Source organism: Candidatus Binatia bacterium (genome assembly GCA_036504975.1).
GTDB lineage: Bacteria > Desulfobacterota > Binatia > UBA9968 > UBA9968 > JAJPJQ01.
In genome coordinates, this window is the sequence record DASXUF010000052.1 from 52,997 (window position 1) to 69,622 (window position 16,626).

Consider the following 16,626-nt stretch of genomic DNA (forward strand, 5'->3'; position numbering starts at 1 on the left):
GGAGACGGATGAGCTTCCTTCGCATTCAAGAACTCACCAAGCGCTTCGGTGAAGTCACCGCGGTCAGCCGATTGAATATCGAGATCCGCGACGGCGAGTTTTTCACTCTCCTGGGATCGAGCGGCTGCGGCAAGACGACGACGCTCCGAATGCTCGGCGGCCTGGAGAAACCCGACGGCGGCGCGATCCATCTGGGCGAGCGCTGCCTCGTGTCGCACGCCGAAGGCGTTTTCATCAAACCCGAGCGGCGCGACATGGGGATGGTGTTCCAGTCCTACGCGCTGTGGCCGCACATGACGGTTTTCGAGAACGTCGCGTATCCGTTGAAGCTGCGCCGGATGAAGGGGCCGGTCATCCGCGAGAAAACCCGCGCGGCCCTAGAACTCGTTGGCCTCGGCGGTCTGGAGGAGCGCGCCGCGCCCGCGCTCTCCGGCGGGCAGCAGCAGCGCGTCGCGCTCGCGCGAGCGCTGGTCTTTTCGCCGCGCGTTCTGCTTTTGGACGAGCCGCTCTCCAACCTGGACGCGCGCCTGCGCGAGGAGATGAGGCGCGAGCTCAAGTCCCTGCAACGCCGCGTCGGCGTTACGGTCGTGTTCGTGACGCACGACCAGATGGAAGCGCTCAGCCTCTCGGACCGCATCGCCATCATGAACTACGGTAGGCTCGAACAGGTCGGCACGCCGGAAGAGGTCTATTACAAGCCGGCGACGCCGTTCGCGCGGGACTTTTTAGGAAAGGTATTCGCCTTGATGGGAAAAATCGTAGAAGCGAACGCCGACGGATGCCAGGTCGAGCTTAAAGATCTCGCCGCGCCGCCGGTGCGCGTCCGGGCCTGTCCTCCGGCCGTAGAGGGCGCGTGGACGGCCGGCAGGGAAGTGATGGTCGCGATCCGGCCCGAGCAGATCGCGCTCTCCGGCTCTACAACGGGCGGCAAGTGGAACGTTCTTCCCGTGACTCTGCAATCCAGCCAATTCCTCGGCGACCGCTACGAGTATACGGTCGGGGTCGGATCGGAGAGCCGCGTTTTGACGACGCCGGCTTCGAATCCGCTCAAACCGGGGCAACAGATTTACCTCGAGCTCGATCCTGAAGCGATCACGCTCTGGCCGACCTCGGCCGCCTGATTTCATGGACACCGAAAGGTATTGCGCTTGGTCGTCGGGCGCGCGGAACCGATCGCCGCGGAGCATCGACGGCGGCATTTCAAATTTCAAATCTCAGATTGCAATTTGAAATCTGAGATTTGAGATTCCGAGCTTGGTTCGACAAGCTCACCGCCCTGAGCAAAGTCGAAGGGAAGCGAGGATAGGGTGCGGCGACTACGAATCGAGGCGGAGACTTTCTGGTGCGCGGTCGTGCTCGCCGGGGTCGCTTTTTTCGTCCTCTATCCGATCCTTTTGATCGTCGTCAACAGCTTCCAGGTCTCCAAGCCCGGCGCGCCGCCGCTTTACGGCCTTGGCGGATGGCGCGCGGTCCTCTCCGAGCCCGGCATGCGCGGCGCGCTTTACAACACCTTCGCGCTGCTCGTCAGCCGGCAGGTTCTTTCTTTTCCGGTCGCCGTCCTCATCGCCTGGCTGCTCGCCCGCACCGATCTTCCGGGCAAATACGGCCTCGAGTTCATGTTCTGGCTCTGTTTCTTTCTGCCTTCGCTTTCGGTTACGCTCGGCTGGATCCTGATGCTGGATCCGGACTACGGCATTGCGAACCAGGTTTGGAAAACGCTCTTCGGCACCGCGACGGGGCCCTTCAACATCTATTCCTTCTGGGGCATCGTCTGGGCGCACATCGGCCACAACACGACTGCGGTGAAGGTCATGCTGCTGACCCCCGCCTTCCGCAACATGGACGCGTCGCTGGAAGAGGCTTCCGAGACCTCCGGCGCGAGCGCGATCGGCACCTTGGTGCGCATCTTGATTCCGATCATGACGCCGGTCTTCATGGTCGTGCTCATCCTCGCGATCATCAACGGCCTGCAGGCGTTCGAGGTCGAGATGATTCTGGGCGCGCCGATCGGCCTCCACGTCTACAGCACCAAGGTCTATCAACTGGTCCAGGCCGAGCCGCCGTCCTTCGGTCCGGCGACGGCCCTCAGCACGCTCGTCCTTCTCGTGCTTCTTCCTTTGATCTTCACCCAGCGCCGGCTGATCGGCCAAAGACAATACACGACGATCACCGGGCGCTTCCGCCCCAAGCCGATCGCGCTCGGCAAATGGAAGGTTCCGGCGCTGATTTTTGTTTCGCTGGTGGCGGGCGTGATCACGCTCGTTCCGATGTCGTTCGTCCTGATGGGAACCTTCATGTCGCTCTTCGGCTTTTTTCACATCGAGCATCCCTGGACGCTCAGCAACTGGGCGCGCGTTTTCGACGACCCAATTTTTCTCTTGTCGCTGAAGAACACCATGCTCATGTCGCTCGGCGCGGCGCTGTTTTCCGTGTCGCTGTTTTCCATCGTCGCCTACATCTCCGTCCGGACAAAGTTCGTCTGGCGGTCGGTGTTGGATTTCATCTCGTGGTTTCCCTCCGCCGTTCCCGGCATTTTGATGGGCATCGGCCTCTTGTGGCTGTTCCTCGACGTTCCGGTGTTCCGCTTTCTCTACGGCAGCATCTGGCTGCTCATCATCGCCACGGTCATCAGCAGCATCACCCTGGGCACGCAGCTTCTGAAGAGCAATCTGCTCCAGCTCGGCATGGAGCTGGAGGAAGCGTCCCAGGCCGTCGGCGCTTCGTGGTGGACGACGTTTCGCCGCATCGTCGCGCCGCTCATGTTTCCGAGTCTCCTGCTCGTCAGCGTGCTCAGCTTCATCCACGCGGCGCGCGACATCAGCAACGTCGCTCTTCTGGCCACTTCGGGCAGCCGGACGCTCGCGCTCTTGCAGTTGGACTTTATGGTGTCGGGCCGTTACGAAAGCGCGGCGGTGGTGGCGACGATCGTGATGGCTTTGACGACGGGAGTCGCGCTGCTGGCGCGTTTCTTTGGACTGCGAGTGGGGATACGGACATGAGAAAACCCGTTCAGGAGTAAAATTATGATTTCTTCCCGCATACAAAGGGGCGCGGCGATACTGGCGCTGTTTCTTTTTCTCGGCTTCGTCTGGGAGGCGACCGCGCAAAGCAAGATGCCGAAGGAATGGGAGTCGGTCTTAGCCGCGGCGGAAAAGGAAGGCCAGCTCAATATCGCGGGACCTCCCGGCGACATCTACCGCCTCGCGCTCGTGGAGTGGTTTCAGAAAAAATTACCCAAGATCAAGGTCGAGTACAACGGCGCGAGCGGGCGCGACCAGGTGCCGCGCCTCACGCGCGAGCGCCAGTCCGGGATTTTCAATTGGGACCTCTACATCGGCGGGCCGACCTCGCCGTTGGGCGCGCTCAAACCGATCGGCGCCTTCGATCCGTTGATGCCGGAGATGCTTCTGCCGGAAGCGCTCGACGACGGCAAGTGGTACGGCGGGTTTCGCGCGGGATTCATGGATCTGGAGGAGAAGCTCTACTACGCGTTCGATGGCACCGGCTCCGACCTCGTCTACATCAACACCGACCTGGTTTCGCCCGCCGAGCTCAAATCCTTCAAGGATCTGGCGAACCCCAAATGGACGGGAAAAATCATCTGGGAAGATCCCCGGCAGGAAGGCTCGGGCCTCAATTCCGCCCTGTTGTTTTATCTGAGCTATGGAGAAGCCTTTCTGCGCAAGCTCCTGGGCGAGCAGAAGATCGTTTTCACGCGCGACCGCAGACAGCTCACCGAATGGGTCGTGCGCGGCCGCTATCCGATCGCCGTCTCGCTTCCCTCCGACCAGCTCAAGATTTTCCTCGAAAAGGGCGTCGGCAAGAACGTGAAGCCGGTGGAGGATCCGGACTTCATCCAAGCGATCAACCCGGGCTTCGGCGCTTTCGGCGTCCTCAACCGCCGCCCGCACCCGAACGCGGCCAGGGTCTATCTTAATTTGCTGCTGTCGAAAGAAGGGCAGCTCAGTTGGGTGACCAAAGGCGGGGGGAGAAACAGCCGGCGTCTCGACGTCCCCCTAGGCGATCCGGAACTCGCGATCAAGCCCAACCAAAAATACGTCCAGAGTCAAAGCGAGAAGATGATCGAGCAGCGCAAGGCGGTCGTCAAGCTGGCCAAAGAGACGATTCCGCAGTAAGGAGTTTTTACGATGAAGTTTCCATCGTCGCTGCTCGGTTTTGTCGCGGGTTTTTTCCTTTTGCAGTCGGCGGCTGCGGCGGCCGAATCGAGTCCCTCCGCGCCGAAGGAATGGGCGGATGTCGTCCGCGCCGCCGAAGCTGAAAAGCAAGTCAGCATCGCGGGCCCGCCCGGGGATGCCTTCCGTGCGGCGATCACCGACGGATTTCAAAAAGCCTACCCGAAAATAAAAGTCGAGCTTCTTGGCGGGAGCGGGCGCGACAAGGTCGCGCGCATCCTGCGCGAGAGGCAGGCCGGACTTTACGAGTGGGACCTTTATATCTCGGGTCCGACTTCGGCGCTCGCGGCCTTTAAGCCTATCAACGCGTTCGATCCCTTCAGGCCGCTGCTCGTTCTCCCGGAAGTGAAGGACGATAAGAACTGGATCGGCGGCCTCGACGCCGGCTGGGCCGATATCGATAAAAAGCTGTACTACACCTTCGCGGGAACCTTGGCCGGCGACAACGTCCACGTCAACTGGGACTTCGTCCCGAAGGGCGAGATCAAATCGGCGCAGGATTTATTGGATCCCAAATGGGCGGGAAAGATCGTCATGCAGGATCCGCGCATCGAGGGCAAGGGGTTGAACGACGCCCTGGTGCTGTCGCTGGCCTACGGCGAGAGCTTCGTCAAGCGGCTTTTGCGCGAGCAGAAAATCGTCTTCACCAACGACCGGCGCCAGCTCGTCGAGTGGATCGTGCGCGGCCGCTATCCGATCGCGATGGGTCTCAACGAATACTTTCTTACGATCTTTCAGGAGAAAGGCGCGGGAAAAAACGTCGCCGCCGTAGTCGATCCGAAGACTGCCATGTACTGGTCGTCGGGCTCCAGCGGCATCGGCTTTTTCAACCGCGCGCCGCATCCGAACGCGGCCAAAGTCTACGTCAACTGGCTCCTGTCGCGCGCGGCGCAGGCCGATTGGATCAAGACCGAGACCAACAGCCGGAGGGCGGACGTGCCGGCTTTCGACCCCGCGAGCGCTCTGAAGCCGGGGCAGACCTACCGCAACACGCAGGCCGAGGACATGCTCCCGGCGCGCAAGCAGATCGAGCGGCTCGCCAAGGAAGCGATCCAGTAAACGTCGATGAAACCATCATTGCAACGCCGTTGTCGAATCGGGTATTCTTTTATCGGAATGAACCGAAATCAGTGGAAGATCGCGTGGATCCTGTTCGTGGTCGCTTTTTTGCCCGCTCGGTTTGATGCGATCGGCGCCGAGGTGAAGCCGGGGGGGGACGCCGAGTGGACCAAGCGGGTGGCCGCGGCAAAAAAAGAAGGCAAGCTGTCGGTCTTTCTGTTTCAGCGCGACAATATCGAAGCCGCAGTCAAATCCTTCGAGAAGGCTTTTCCGGAGATTCAAGTTTTAACGGCGAGCGCATCGGCGCCGGAGACCGGGCCGCGCATCATGGCGGAGCGGAGAGCCGAAAAGTATCTCTGGGATCTTTGTATCTGCGGCCCCACCACTCCTTACGCGGTTCTCTATCCCGCGAAGGCCCTGGATGCCGTCAAACCGGCGTTGATGCTGCCTGAAGTCGTGGATGAGTCCAAGTGGTGGGGCGGGAAGCATCACTACATGGACCCCGACGGACAGCATATCTTCGTTTTTTTGGGCAGCGTCGAGATGCCGAACCTTTATTACAACAAAAATCTCGTCGACCCGAAAGAGATGCGCTCTTTTTGGGATTTGACGAATGCCAAGTGGCGGGGCAAGATCCTGGCCATGGATCCCCGCCAGCCGGGCCGGCAACGTGTCAGCGCGCGGTTTCTCTATCACATCCCGGAGCTTGGAGCGCCGTTTCTCGCGCGCCTATTTACGGAAATGGACGCGAGCCTGAGCCGGGACGACCGCCAGGCGATGGATTGGCTGGCCACGGGAAAATTCCCGCTATGTCTTTTCTGCGGCGATATCGACAAGGCGCGAGCGCAGGGCCTTCCGGTGGGAGAGTTTAGCACCTACACTTGGAAAGAGAGTCCGGCGATCTACTCGGGGAGCAACGGCACGGTGGCTTTAATGAACAACGCGCCGCATCCGAACGCGGCCAGAGTTTTCATCAATTGGCTCCTCTCCAGGGAAGGTCAGACGAATTTTCAGAAGGTCATGAATACGCCGGACGTAGTGATGGAATCGATGCGCCAGGACATCGGCAAGGATCCGATCGCGCCGGAAAGGCGGCGCGCCCCCGGTGTGAAATATATTCTCATGGATACGCCCGAGCGGAGCGATCAGGCGCCGGTCGCGAAGCTGCTCAAGGAAATCATCAAATAATAGAACGGAGAATTTTATGGCGGAAATCGTACTGGGACTTGGGACCTCGCACAGCCCGCAACTCAGCATCTCGTGGGAGGAGTGGAACCTGCTCAGGCAAAAAGACGAGACTGATCCACGGCTCGACTACAAAGGGCTGCTCGCGACCGTGCGGCAAAAAAAGCCCAATATCGAAGAGGAGCTGACGGAAGAAAAGTGGCGCAAGCGCTACGACGGCTGCCAGAAGGGGATCGCGGCGGTCGGCGCCGCGCTGAAGGCGGCCAAGCCGGACCTGGTCGTCGTCTTCGGCGACGACCAGCACGAGCAGTTCGGCGACGACAACATGCCGGCGTTCGCGCTCTATCATGGGAAAACACTGCCGGTGGTGCATCATACCGGCCGGAATCCGGCGGCGTGGAAAAGCGCCGAAGAACGCGGCTGGGCCGAGACCGACGCCGAGTATTCCAACGCAGTGGAGCTGGCGCAGCATTTGATCTCGGCGTTGACCGCGGACGAGTTCGACGTGACGCGCTGCAATCGGCTCCGGCCGGAGATCGGCGTCGGCCATGCCTTCAGCTTTCTTTACCGCCGGATCTGGCCCGGCGGGAAGGTGCCGATGCTGCCGGTGATGGTCAACACCTACTATCCGCCGAACCAGCCGACGCCCAAGCGTTGTTACGATCTGGGGAAGGCGGTTCGGCGCGGCATCGAGTCGTGGAAGCAGAACGCGCGCGTCGTCTTGATGGCCTCGGGCGGCCTGAGTCACGTGATCATCGACGAAGAGCTGGACCAGATCACGATCGACGGCTTGATGAACAAGGACCGCAACAAGCTTTTTTCCCTGCCCCGTCCGAAACTCAAAGGCGGCACTTCCGAGATCCTCAACTGGGTCGCGCTCGCAGGGGCGATGGAGAATAGCCGGATGGAGCTGATCGATTACATTCCCACGTACCGCTCTCCGGCGGGTACCGGCTGCGGCATGGGCTTCGCGAAGTGGAGCTGAGTTAGGGACCACTGAGCGTGCTTCGACCCTTCGACATCGCTCAGGACAGGCAAGCTCAGCACGAACGGAAGACTTAATGCGCTATCTTCCTCTCTCCGTTCGCCCTGAGCGCGTCGAAGGGCCAGATTTCGAAATGATAACAATAGTACAAGCAGCCAAATCGTCGGCGGTCCTCGTGCTGACGCTTTTCTTGTGCGGCCGCGCGCTCGCGGCGGACTCGCAGGCCGAATGGGAGCGCACGCGCGCCGCGGCCGAGAAGGAAGGCGTGGTCTCGTATTACACTCTGGGCGACGATTACGCCTACATCAAAGAGTTCGAGAAGAAATTTCCTAAGATCAGAGTCAAAATCGAGCCGGGAAAAGGCAGCGAGCTGCTCTCGCGCATCTTGGCGGAGTGGCGCGCCGGCAAGTATCTTACCGACGTGGCCCGCATCGGCAATACCTCCCCGTACGCGCTCTATCAGGCGAAGGCGCTGCAGCCGATGCCATCCGCCTTCATTCTTCCGGAAGTGAAAGACGAGGCCAAATGGTGGCAGGGCAGGCACCAATACGCCGACCCGGAGGGTCGATACATCTTCGTTTCCGTCGGCAGCGTGTCGAACAACATGGCGGCGTACAATACCGATCTGGTGAACCCCTCGGAGCTCAACTCATACTGGGAGGTTTTGGACAAATGGAAAGGAAAAATAGTGGTCATGGACCCGCGGGCGGGCGGTTACGGCCGCAGCGGCGCGCGGTTCGCCTACTACAATCCGCAGCTCGGCCCGCGCTATCTCCAGCGGCTGTTTGGCGAGATCGGTGTGACCCTCTCGCGCGACTATAACCAGGCGATCGATTGGGTGGCGACAAAGAAGTTTGCTATTTTTCTTTTCGGCAACGGCGACGATATACTGCAGGCTCGGGCGCAGGGGCTGCCGATCAACACCATCGACACGGGCGGGTGGAAAGAGGGGACGGCGCTGGAGCCGGCGGCGTTTACTTTCGTACTCATGGACAAAGCGCCGCACCCGAACGCGGCCAAGATTTTCATCAACTGGCTGCTCTCGCGCGAAGGGCAATCGGCGATTCAGAAAGAAGGACAGACGAATGACTCTCTCCGAATCGATATTCCAAAAAACGAGGTCCGGCCTTACATGCGCCGCCGCGACGGCGCAAACTACGTCGTCACCTGGACCCCCGAGTGGATGGACACGGAGCCGATGATGAAGGTCATCAACCAGGCGCTGGGGGCGGGAAAATGAGGGGTGCGTGCCGGGTGGCACCCACTCTCCGAGCCCGCGCGATGGGTAGCTACTTATTCCAACCGGCGGTGTCGGACGCGCGGGCCTCTCCGAGCGGGCACCACCCGGCACTCGGAGGGAGAGAAAGGGCGAAATACGTCATGCCCGCGAAAGCGGGCATCCAGGTTCGGGGCAGAAATGGTGGGGAAAAAACTGGATTTCCGCCTACTCGGGAATGACAAAAGAGGTTCCGAGCTGATGGCGGAGAGCTGATTGCTTCCCAGCGAGATTCTTACGAGAGGTATTTATGTTGACAAGAGAAGAAAATGAACGATTGACCCGCGTCGGCGCCGGGACGCCCGTCGGCGAATTGTTGCGCCGCTACTGGTATTCCATCGCGGCGGCCTCCGAGCTGGCGCGGCACCCGACGAAGCTGGTCAAGATTCTCGGCGAAGAATTGGTCTTATTTCGCGATGGACAGGGAAAACTCGGACTCATCGGCGCGTACTGCGCGCACCGCCGCGCCCAGCTCGTCTACGGCATTCCCGAGGCCGACGGCTTGCGCTGCCCCTATCACGGCTGGAAATACAACGGTGAAGGACGTTGCGTAGAGCAGCCTTTCGAAGAAACGGTGAAGCCCGGCAATACCTTCAAGGACAGCATTCAATTGCCGGCGTATGCGGCCGAGGAACTGGGTGGACTCATCTTCGGTTATCTCGGGCCGAAGCCGGTTCCTTTGCTGCCGCGTTGGGACCTTTTGGTGGAGGAAAAAGTCTGGCGCGAGATCGGCCACGCGGTGACCGCGTGCAACTGGCTTCAAACGACGGAGAACATTCTCGACCCGGTCCATGTCGAGTGGCTGCACGGCGAGTTTCGCACTTACGCCGCGCAGAAGACCGGGAAGGGCGAGCGCAGCCGAAAGCACATCCGCCATCTGAAGATCGGCTTCGACCTGGCGGCTTACGGAATTATCAAGCGGAGAATATTGGAGGGGGAGACGGAGGAGTCCGACGATTGGAAGATCGGCCACTGGCTGGTTTTTCCCAGCACGCAAAAAGGGCCGGATATGCTGCGCTTCCGCGTGCCCGTGGACGATACGAACACCGCGCAGTGGTATTACTCCGTTCACCCGGTGAACGAAGGCGACCAGCAGAAGGCGAGTGAGATACCGCTCTACGAGATGCCTTCGCCGGTGCTGGACGAGCACGGTCAGCCGCAACTGGATCTTCTGAACAGCGACGTCGATCCCCAGGACAATGCCATTTTCGCCTCGCAACAGACCGTTTTTGATCGCACGCAAGAGCTTCTGGGAGAATCCGACCGCGGCATCGTGATGTACCGCCATCTCCTCGATCACCAGATCAAGTTGATCCATGAAGGGAAAGATCCCATGAACGTCTTCCGTGACCCGAGCGCCAACGTCTGCCTCGAACTGCCGACCGAAAGCCGGGAGAAATTCCTGACCGGGCGTCTGGGCGCGCGAGCGCGCTATTCGCGCAGGTATCGGTCGATTCTAAAAGTACCGGCGTGAGAAGACAATTTTCAATGTTGAGTGTTGAATGATGAATTCGAAGATCATGCTTCGACAGGCTCAGCACGAACAGAAAGCTGTCATCGGTATAAACTTTACGCCGTTCGTCCTGAGCGCGTCGAAGGGCGGACGGCGGATTTCTCGACTGAGCTTTGCATTACTGTTCGTCGTTCTCGTTTCTCAATCCATAACCTCGCTTGCCGCGGAGTCCAAAGAGAGCGAGTGGGAGCGAACCGTCGCGGCGGCGAAGAAGGAAGGGAAGCTGTCGCTCTATCTTTATCAAGGCGACGGCGAGCTGGAAGGCGTAGCCCAGGCTTTTCAAAAAAAATATCCCGAGGTTGCCGTGACTACCGTACCAGGCCGGGGAAACGTGCTCGGCCCGAGAATCATGGCGGAAAGGAGGGCGGGAAAATATCTCGTCGACGTTTACATCGGCGGCCCCACGACGCCTTACACCGTCTTTTACCCGGCTAAAATACTCGAGCCGATCCGGAGCGCCTTTATTCTGCCCGAAGTCCTGGACGAATCGAAGTGGTGGGAGGGCCGGCACCACTACATCGATCCCGAGAACAAATACATCTTTGTCTTCGTCGGCAGCGCGTCCGGCGGCTACGTCTCTTACAATTCGAAGCTGGTGAATCCGCGCGAGTTCAGTTCTTACTGGGATTTCATCCAGCCCAAATGGAAGGGCAAAATCCTTTCGAAAGACCCGAAGGTTTCCGGCAGCCAGCGGATCGGCACCCGCATCCTCTACTATACCCCCGGACTCGGTCCTGAATTCTTGCGCCGTCTTTACAGCGAGATGGACGTCGTCTTGAGCCAGGAGATCCGCCAGTCGACCGACTGGCTCGCGAATGGAAAATTTTCCCTCTGTTTCTTCTGTTCGGAAATCATCAAAGCGAAACAGCAGGGTCTGCCGGTGGATGAGTTCGTGACGGCGCGGTGGAAAGAGGCGCCGGCGATCTCGGCGGGGAGCAGCGGCTCGCTCGTACTGGTGAATCAGGCGCCGCACCCCAATGCCGCCAGGCTCTTCATCAACTGGCTGCTTTCCAAGGAAGGACAGGTCGCTTATCAAAAGGCGACGAACTCCCCGATCAACTCGGAAGAGTCGATGCGGACCGATATCGCAAAGGAGATCATCCCTCCGGAGGCCCGCCGCCTGGAAGGCGTGAAATACATGCTCTTCGACCGTCCCGAATTCATGGACATGAAACCGATCTACGATCTGCTCGAGAAGGCGCTGGCCGAGAAGAAAAAATCATAGGAAGGGCATATGGCTGAAAAAAGCGCGACCGTCTGGCAAAGAATCACGCCGTATCAGCGGTGGATTGAATCTCTCGGCGTGCCGATTCACCGGGGCTATTACCTCGAAGACTTGAGAAAGTTGGAGCTCGGCCGCTGGGACGAGCGCGACTGCGACGTCGCTTTCGTGCAGCTCGCCGGGCAAGAAGGCGTGACCGGCGCCTACGTCACGGAGATCGCGCCGGGAAAAACGCTGCCGCCGTTTCGGACGGCGGTCGACGAAGCGGTTTACGTTCTCCAGGGACGAGGGATGACGACGGTCTGGCTCGACGAGAGGGCCAAGAAGATTTTCGAGTGGCAGAGCCACAGCATGTTTCTCATACCGGGCGGCTGCCATTGGCAGTTGGGGAATCTTCAGGGCAATCAAACCGTACGGCTGTTGCACTGCACTTATCTGCCGCTGGCGCTCTCGGCAATCCCCAACACCGACTTTTTCTTCAAAAATCCCTTCGTTGATTCGACGCGCCTTCAGACCAACGGCGACGGCGATCTTTATTCGGAGGCCAAGGTCGAATGGATTCCCGACAGCAACCGCAGCGAAGGGAGAAACATCTGGGTGGGGAATTTTTTCCCGGACATGCGCGCGTGGGACCGGCTCGATGCGTACAAGAGAAGGGGCGCCGGCGGCCACGTCGTGTGGGTGGGCTTTCCCGACTCGCCGATCTCCGGCCATATGTCGGTGTTCCCGTCGCGCACTTATAAAAAAGGCCACCGGCACGGGCCCGGCTTTCTGATCGTGATCCCTGCGGGCGAGGGCTACTCCATCATGTGGCCCGAGGGCGGAGAGAAGGTCGTCATCCCGTGGCACGAGGCGAGCCTCTTCGTGCCGCCGAACCGCTGGTTCCACCAGCACTTCAACGTCGGCCCGACTCCGGCGCGATATCTGGCGATCCATCCGCCGCGGGGATTCAGCGGCATCAGCGAAAAGGTCGAAGACCGCGCCCGCGACCAGATCGAATATCCTGACGAAGACCCCTCCGTGCGCGCGCGGTTTCAGGACGAGCTGACCAAACGCGGCCTGACGAGCCAGATGCCGGAAGAAGCCTACCGGAGTCGGGATTACGAGTGGAGCTACGCAAGTAAATAGGCCCTCACCGAGCAAATTATCGAATCGCCATAATCCAAGACCCGACCCTCTGAGCTGCTCCCTCTTTAGCCGTTGCGGCGTATGAACAATAAGCTCAGCGTTATCATTTGTACCCGCAACCGCGCCGATCAATTGGATCGCTGCTTGCGACGTCTCGAAGAAGCCGATGCGCCGCCCGGTGGTTGGGAGCTCATCGTCGTCGACAACAACTCCAGCGAGCATACCAAGCAAGTTGTGCAGCGCGCTTCGAAGGCGCTTCCTTTGCAATACTATTTCGAAGGGAAAGAGGGTCACTCGAGGGCGCGGAACTTGGGCCTTGAGCGCGCCGCCGGCTCGATCATCGCGTACACCGACGACGATTGCCTTGTCTCGCGGACCTGGATGACCTCGCTCGTTCGCGAATTTGAAAACGACGCGACCCTTGAAGTGTTGGGCGGACGAGTCGATCAGGCGAACGAGCGGGACTTGCCGATGGCCATAAGGTCTTTTTCGGATCGCCTGCAAATTTCATCGTTCGGGCAGATCATCGAACGGCTGATCGGGTGTAACATGGCCTTCCGGCGCAGAGTCTTTGCGACCGTGGGGACCTTCGACACGAAGCTCGGAAGCGGAACCCGTTCCGCATCGTCGGAGGATACGGATATCTTCTATCGCGTGCTGAAGGCCGGCTTCAAGACATGCTTTTCTCCCGACGTCCTGATTCATCACGCCCACAACCGGGACACGCTGGAGGCCGCGCGCAGCGTGAAAGACAACTACCTAAAGGGCCGGGGAGCGGTTTACTGTAAATATATCCTCCGCTGCGACGGCGTCATTCTGAGACACGCGCTCGATGAGATCGAGTGGCTGGTCAAGGCCGCATTTGCCCACAGGCCGGCGGACGGTGTACTATATGACCCGAGTCGGGCGCTTTTTTACCTGGCGATCGGCGCGCTCTACAGATTGAGCGGGAGAGGGTGACGACGGCCGACGCGATCGGCGCCGCCGCACATAGGTCAATGGCCGCACGCACGAAAATTTTGTTCCTTGGATTCTGCGCCGGCGAGCGCGACTTGATCCTGCAATGGGCCGGGGATGGATCGATGCCGACGGTCCGCCGTCTCCTGGAGCGCGGTCTCAGCGGACCTTCCATGAGTCTGCCCGGATTCTTTGTCGGCTCGACCTGGGAATCGTTCGCCACCGGCGTCACGCCCGCGAAGCACGGCGCGTACTGCTGGGAGCAGCTCACGCCCGGGACCTATGACGTCGTTCGCACCTTGACCGGCGACACTTTCAAGCGCGACTCGTTTTGGGCGTTGTTGAGCCGCGCCGGCCGGCGCGTCGCCGTGCTCGACGTGCCGCTCAGCGTGCCGACTCCGGATTTGAACGGGATCCAAATCGTGGAGTGGGGGGCGCACGACGCTCAATATGGATTTGTCACCTCCCCGCCTTCTTTGGCCAAGGAGGTGGTCGCCCGCTTCGCCCGACATCCGTGGTGCGGCAATTGCGACGCCGAGCGCGACCTCGACGACTATATGTCCTTTCGCGACGGGCTCGTGCGCGGCATCCAGACTAAGGCGGAGCTGACGAGATATTTTCTCGATCGGGGCGGTTGGGATTTTTTCGCTCAGGTCTTCACCGAAAGCCATTGCATCGGCCATCAATGCTGGCATTTCCACGATCCCACGCATCCGCGGCACGATCCGGAGAGCTCGCGAAAAATCGGCGATCCGGTGAAAGACGTCTACGTCGCGATCGATACTGCCATGGGGCGCGTGCTCGAGAACATCGAGGAAGATACCACAGTGGTTTTCCTCGCAGGCCACGGCATGGGCCCGAAGTATCACGCGCAGTTTCTCCTGGACGATATCTTGTTGCGGCTCGGAGTCGCAGCGCCGGCGGCGGCTGCGCCCGATCCTCCGTCCGAGCCCGGTGGTGCCTGGGGCGCGCGCATGGACGCCGCGGCGGCGTGGGCGTGGCACCGATTGCCCGCGGGGATTCAGCGCGAATTAAAACCGTGGCGCCGGCGCGTGCGCGCCTGGATCGACGGACCGCCGGCCAAGCCCAGACCGACCGTCGATCCGGCGGGGAGCCAATGCTTCCGCGTAAGCAACAACTTCGCCCACGGCGGCATCCGGATCAACATGGCGGGGCGCGAGCCCAACGGCAAAGTGCGCCGCGGCGCCGAGTGCGACGCGTTGTGCGAGCAACTCGCGAAGGATTTCATGGATCTGGTCAACCTCGACACGGGAAAGCCGATCGTTAATCGCGTCCTGCGGACCGCAGAGGTCTACAAGGGACCGTACGTGGACGACCTGCCGGACTTATTGGTGGAGTGGACCGCCTACTCGCCGACTTACCGGATCGGCTCGAAGAAAACCGGTGAGATACGCGGCGAATATCTTTACTGCCGAACCGGCGAGCACAAGCCGGGTGGGCTTTTCATCGCATCCGGCCCGTTGATTCCCCGCGGGCGGCTCGAGCGCGCGGTCTCGATTTTGGATTTTGCGCCGACGCTCTGCAGCATGCTCGGCGTGACGCTTGCCGACGTGGACGGACAGCCGATCGCCGAAATCGTCTCCCCGGATCGCCGCGTGGCGGACTTCTCAGCCGCGCAGGTGTGACCGTCATCTTGGTCTCTCTGCTGGAATCCGAGCCGCGCTCACGCCGGCGCTTTGAAGCGGGTAAAGACCTCCTCGGCGTTTTTTGAAAAACCTTCTGCTTGTCTTCCGTCGTCGGATTAGAAAAGGGATCCGGAGTCTTTTCTAAAGCTGCCCATCCCGGCAACACGGGTTCGAATCCCGTCGGGGACGTCAGACCACGCGGATATGAGTCATGCGCTTCCCGAGACACCGGCTTCTCACGTCGATAAACGAAAGCGTGACACCTGCCTTACGGAACATTTCTGATTGTCACAATTCTGGCAGATTTCCTCACGGAGAAAATATTAGTCTCGCGCAGTATGGTGATCTTGTTACCTGCGCAATGCCACGCCGTTTTGCTGCGAAAATCGGTTCGCGGCACCACTGCCTACGCCGCGCTTGAACGGGCCAGCGTGATAGGAGACACCATCGTGCCCGTAGATCAACTCGCCGTCGTATGCGAAAGGCAGGCCGCCGAGGAGTTGCTGAAGACCGCAATCGACCACTACCCGGATGCCGTGCCGATCATCGTAGAGGCGATTGAGTCGGGCAGTCGCTGACCCGTTGACAGCGCCCGGGGCCTGCAAATATCCTCCACCTTGGTGGTAGTCTTGATCCCACTCACCCATGAGTGGCGCGACCGGCTTCTGGCTCGCGCGCCTAAAGGCTCGCATGCGGCCGCCGCGCTGAATACCGCCGTAGATGTGACGCGTTATGTGTTTCGGCCGTACATCGAACTTTCAGTAGCCTGCGACGAGGACACCGCCGAGTTGATCCTGCGACTCGCAAAGGCGCACTGCCCCGAGGCCGTGGAGGAAATCGAAAAGGCCCTTCGTCTTTTTCGTAAAATGCAGTAGGATCGCCATTTCCCTTCGTCGCGAGATCGAATCATCAGCGCCGCATTCACAGCGACAACGAGTCTGGGTCTGCCGCTTCGATACCGCCTCTGATCGGGACGCTAGCCCGTAGAATACGGAATTATGATCGATATGTTTTTTGTTCCAGGTCGAGAATTTGGTGGGTCTTGAGAAGGGGGGAGTTGTCCTCGGAAGCCACGGCGACGGACTTCGCTGAGCAGCGAGGACAGGGCGTTATCTGAGGAATCAGCGCTATTCGATCTTGGCTCACCTCCCTAACGGCGAAACGATGCGAGCATGAATGGCACCGCAGAGACACCGTCCAGAGCTTCAGTTCCTGTCCCATTTCTGTTTACCCAGACGGGGAATGATTCTAAATGAAATGCGAGCTAGCTGACAATTGGGTATTTACCCTATGGGCAGAAGCGTCCGACACGTTTCAGAGTAAATCAGTTGGTTGGGATCGACATTGATATCTCCGTTGGTTGCTGACTGAGTAAGGAGCTGAAACAACGGTGTTTTCTCGAATGGCGTGACGCTCAGAATCTGTAACATTTCGTGCAAGGATAAGTCCAGATTGAGCCGCT

Annotated in this window: 14 protein-coding genes; all 14 read left to right on the top strand. The window is 59.9% G+C overall.

The annotated features are described in order from the left end of the window. Window positions 1–8 precede the first annotated feature (8 nt). The 14 genes from VGL70_07190 (at window position 9) to VGL70_07255 (ending at window position 16,039) form a co-directional block, all read left to right on the top strand. Window positions 9–1,121, top strand: a complete 1,113-nt coding sequence (locus VGL70_07190) for an ABC transporter ATP-binding protein (protein HEY3303303.1) — start codon at window positions 9–11, stop codon at window positions 1,119–1,121. A 186-nt stretch (window positions 1,122–1,307) separates the two neighbouring features. Beyond that, window positions 1,308–2,999 (top strand): iron ABC transporter permease, encoded by a 1,692-nt coding sequence (locus VGL70_07195; protein ID HEY3303304.1) that lies wholly within the window; start codon window positions 1,308–1,310, stop codon window positions 2,997–2,999. A 24-nt stretch (window positions 3,000–3,023) separates the two neighbouring features. Continuing rightward, a complete protein-coding gene (locus tag VGL70_07200) occupies window positions 3,024–4,136 on the top strand; it encodes an extracellular solute-binding protein (protein HEY3303305.1) in 1,113 nt (370 codons plus the stop codon). Window positions 4,137–4,148: 12 nt separating this feature from the next. Beyond that, window positions 4,149–5,252 carry an extracellular solute-binding protein gene (locus VGL70_07205; protein ID HEY3303306.1) on the top strand — a complete coding sequence of 368 codons (1,104 nt, stop codon included), beginning with the start codon at window positions 4,149–4,151 and terminating at the stop codon, window positions 5,250–5,252. A 57-nt stretch (window positions 5,253–5,309) separates the two neighbouring features. Further along, on the top strand, window positions 5,310–6,440 hold the full coding sequence (locus tag VGL70_07210) for an extracellular solute-binding protein (protein HEY3303307.1): 1,131 nt from the start codon (window positions 5,310–5,312) through the stop codon (window positions 6,438–6,440). A 16-nt stretch (window positions 6,441–6,456) separates the two neighbouring features. After that, window positions 6,457–7,422 (top strand): hypothetical protein, encoded by a 966-nt coding sequence (locus tag VGL70_07215; protein ID HEY3303308.1) that lies wholly within the window; start codon window positions 6,457–6,459, stop codon window positions 7,420–7,422. Between the two features lie 133 nt (window positions 7,423–7,555). Beyond that, window positions 7,556–8,662: an extracellular solute-binding protein gene (locus VGL70_07220; GenBank protein ID HEY3303309.1), complete on the top strand. Its 1,107-nt coding sequence runs from the start codon at window positions 7,556–7,558 to the stop codon at window positions 8,660–8,662. A 286-nt stretch (window positions 8,663–8,948) separates the two neighbouring features. Beyond that, window positions 8,949–10,172: a Rieske 2Fe-2S domain-containing protein gene (locus tag VGL70_07225; protein HEY3303310.1), complete on the top strand. Its 1,224-nt coding sequence runs from the start codon at window positions 8,949–8,951 to the stop codon at window positions 10,170–10,172. A 28-nt stretch (window positions 10,173–10,200) separates the two neighbouring features. Further along, window positions 10,201–11,436 carry an extracellular solute-binding protein gene (locus VGL70_07230; GenBank protein ID HEY3303311.1) on the top strand — a complete coding sequence of 412 codons (1,236 nt, stop codon included), beginning with the start codon at window positions 10,201–10,203 and terminating at the stop codon, window positions 11,434–11,436. A 9-nt stretch (window positions 11,437–11,445) separates the two neighbouring features. Then, window positions 11,446–12,561, top strand: coding sequence for a cupin domain-containing protein (locus tag VGL70_07235; protein ID HEY3303312.1), 1,116 nt, complete (start codon window positions 11,446–11,448; stop codon window positions 12,559–12,561). 81 nt (window positions 12,562–12,642) lie between these two features. Then, on the top strand, window positions 12,643–13,521 hold the full coding sequence (locus VGL70_07240; GenBank protein HEY3303313.1) for a glycosyltransferase family A protein: 879 nt from the start codon (window positions 12,643–12,645) through the stop codon (window positions 13,519–13,521). Then, entirely contained in the window at window positions 13,518–15,164 is a 1,647-nt protein-coding gene (locus VGL70_07245; GenBank protein HEY3303314.1) for an alkaline phosphatase family protein, read from the top strand. Before VGL70_07240 ends, VGL70_07245 begins: the two co-directional genes overlap by 4 nt. Before the next feature lie 449 nt (window positions 15,165–15,613). Then, window positions 15,614–15,742, top strand: a complete 129-nt coding sequence (locus tag VGL70_07250; protein ID HEY3303315.1) for a hypothetical protein — start codon at window positions 15,614–15,616, stop codon at window positions 15,740–15,742. 51 nt (window positions 15,743–15,793) lie between these two features. Then, complete coding sequence (locus VGL70_07255) at window positions 15,794–16,039, top strand: hypothetical protein (protein ID HEY3303316.1); 246 nt, start codon at window positions 15,794–15,796, stop codon at window positions 16,037–16,039. The last annotated feature ends 587 nt before the right edge of the window (window positions 16,040–16,626 follow it).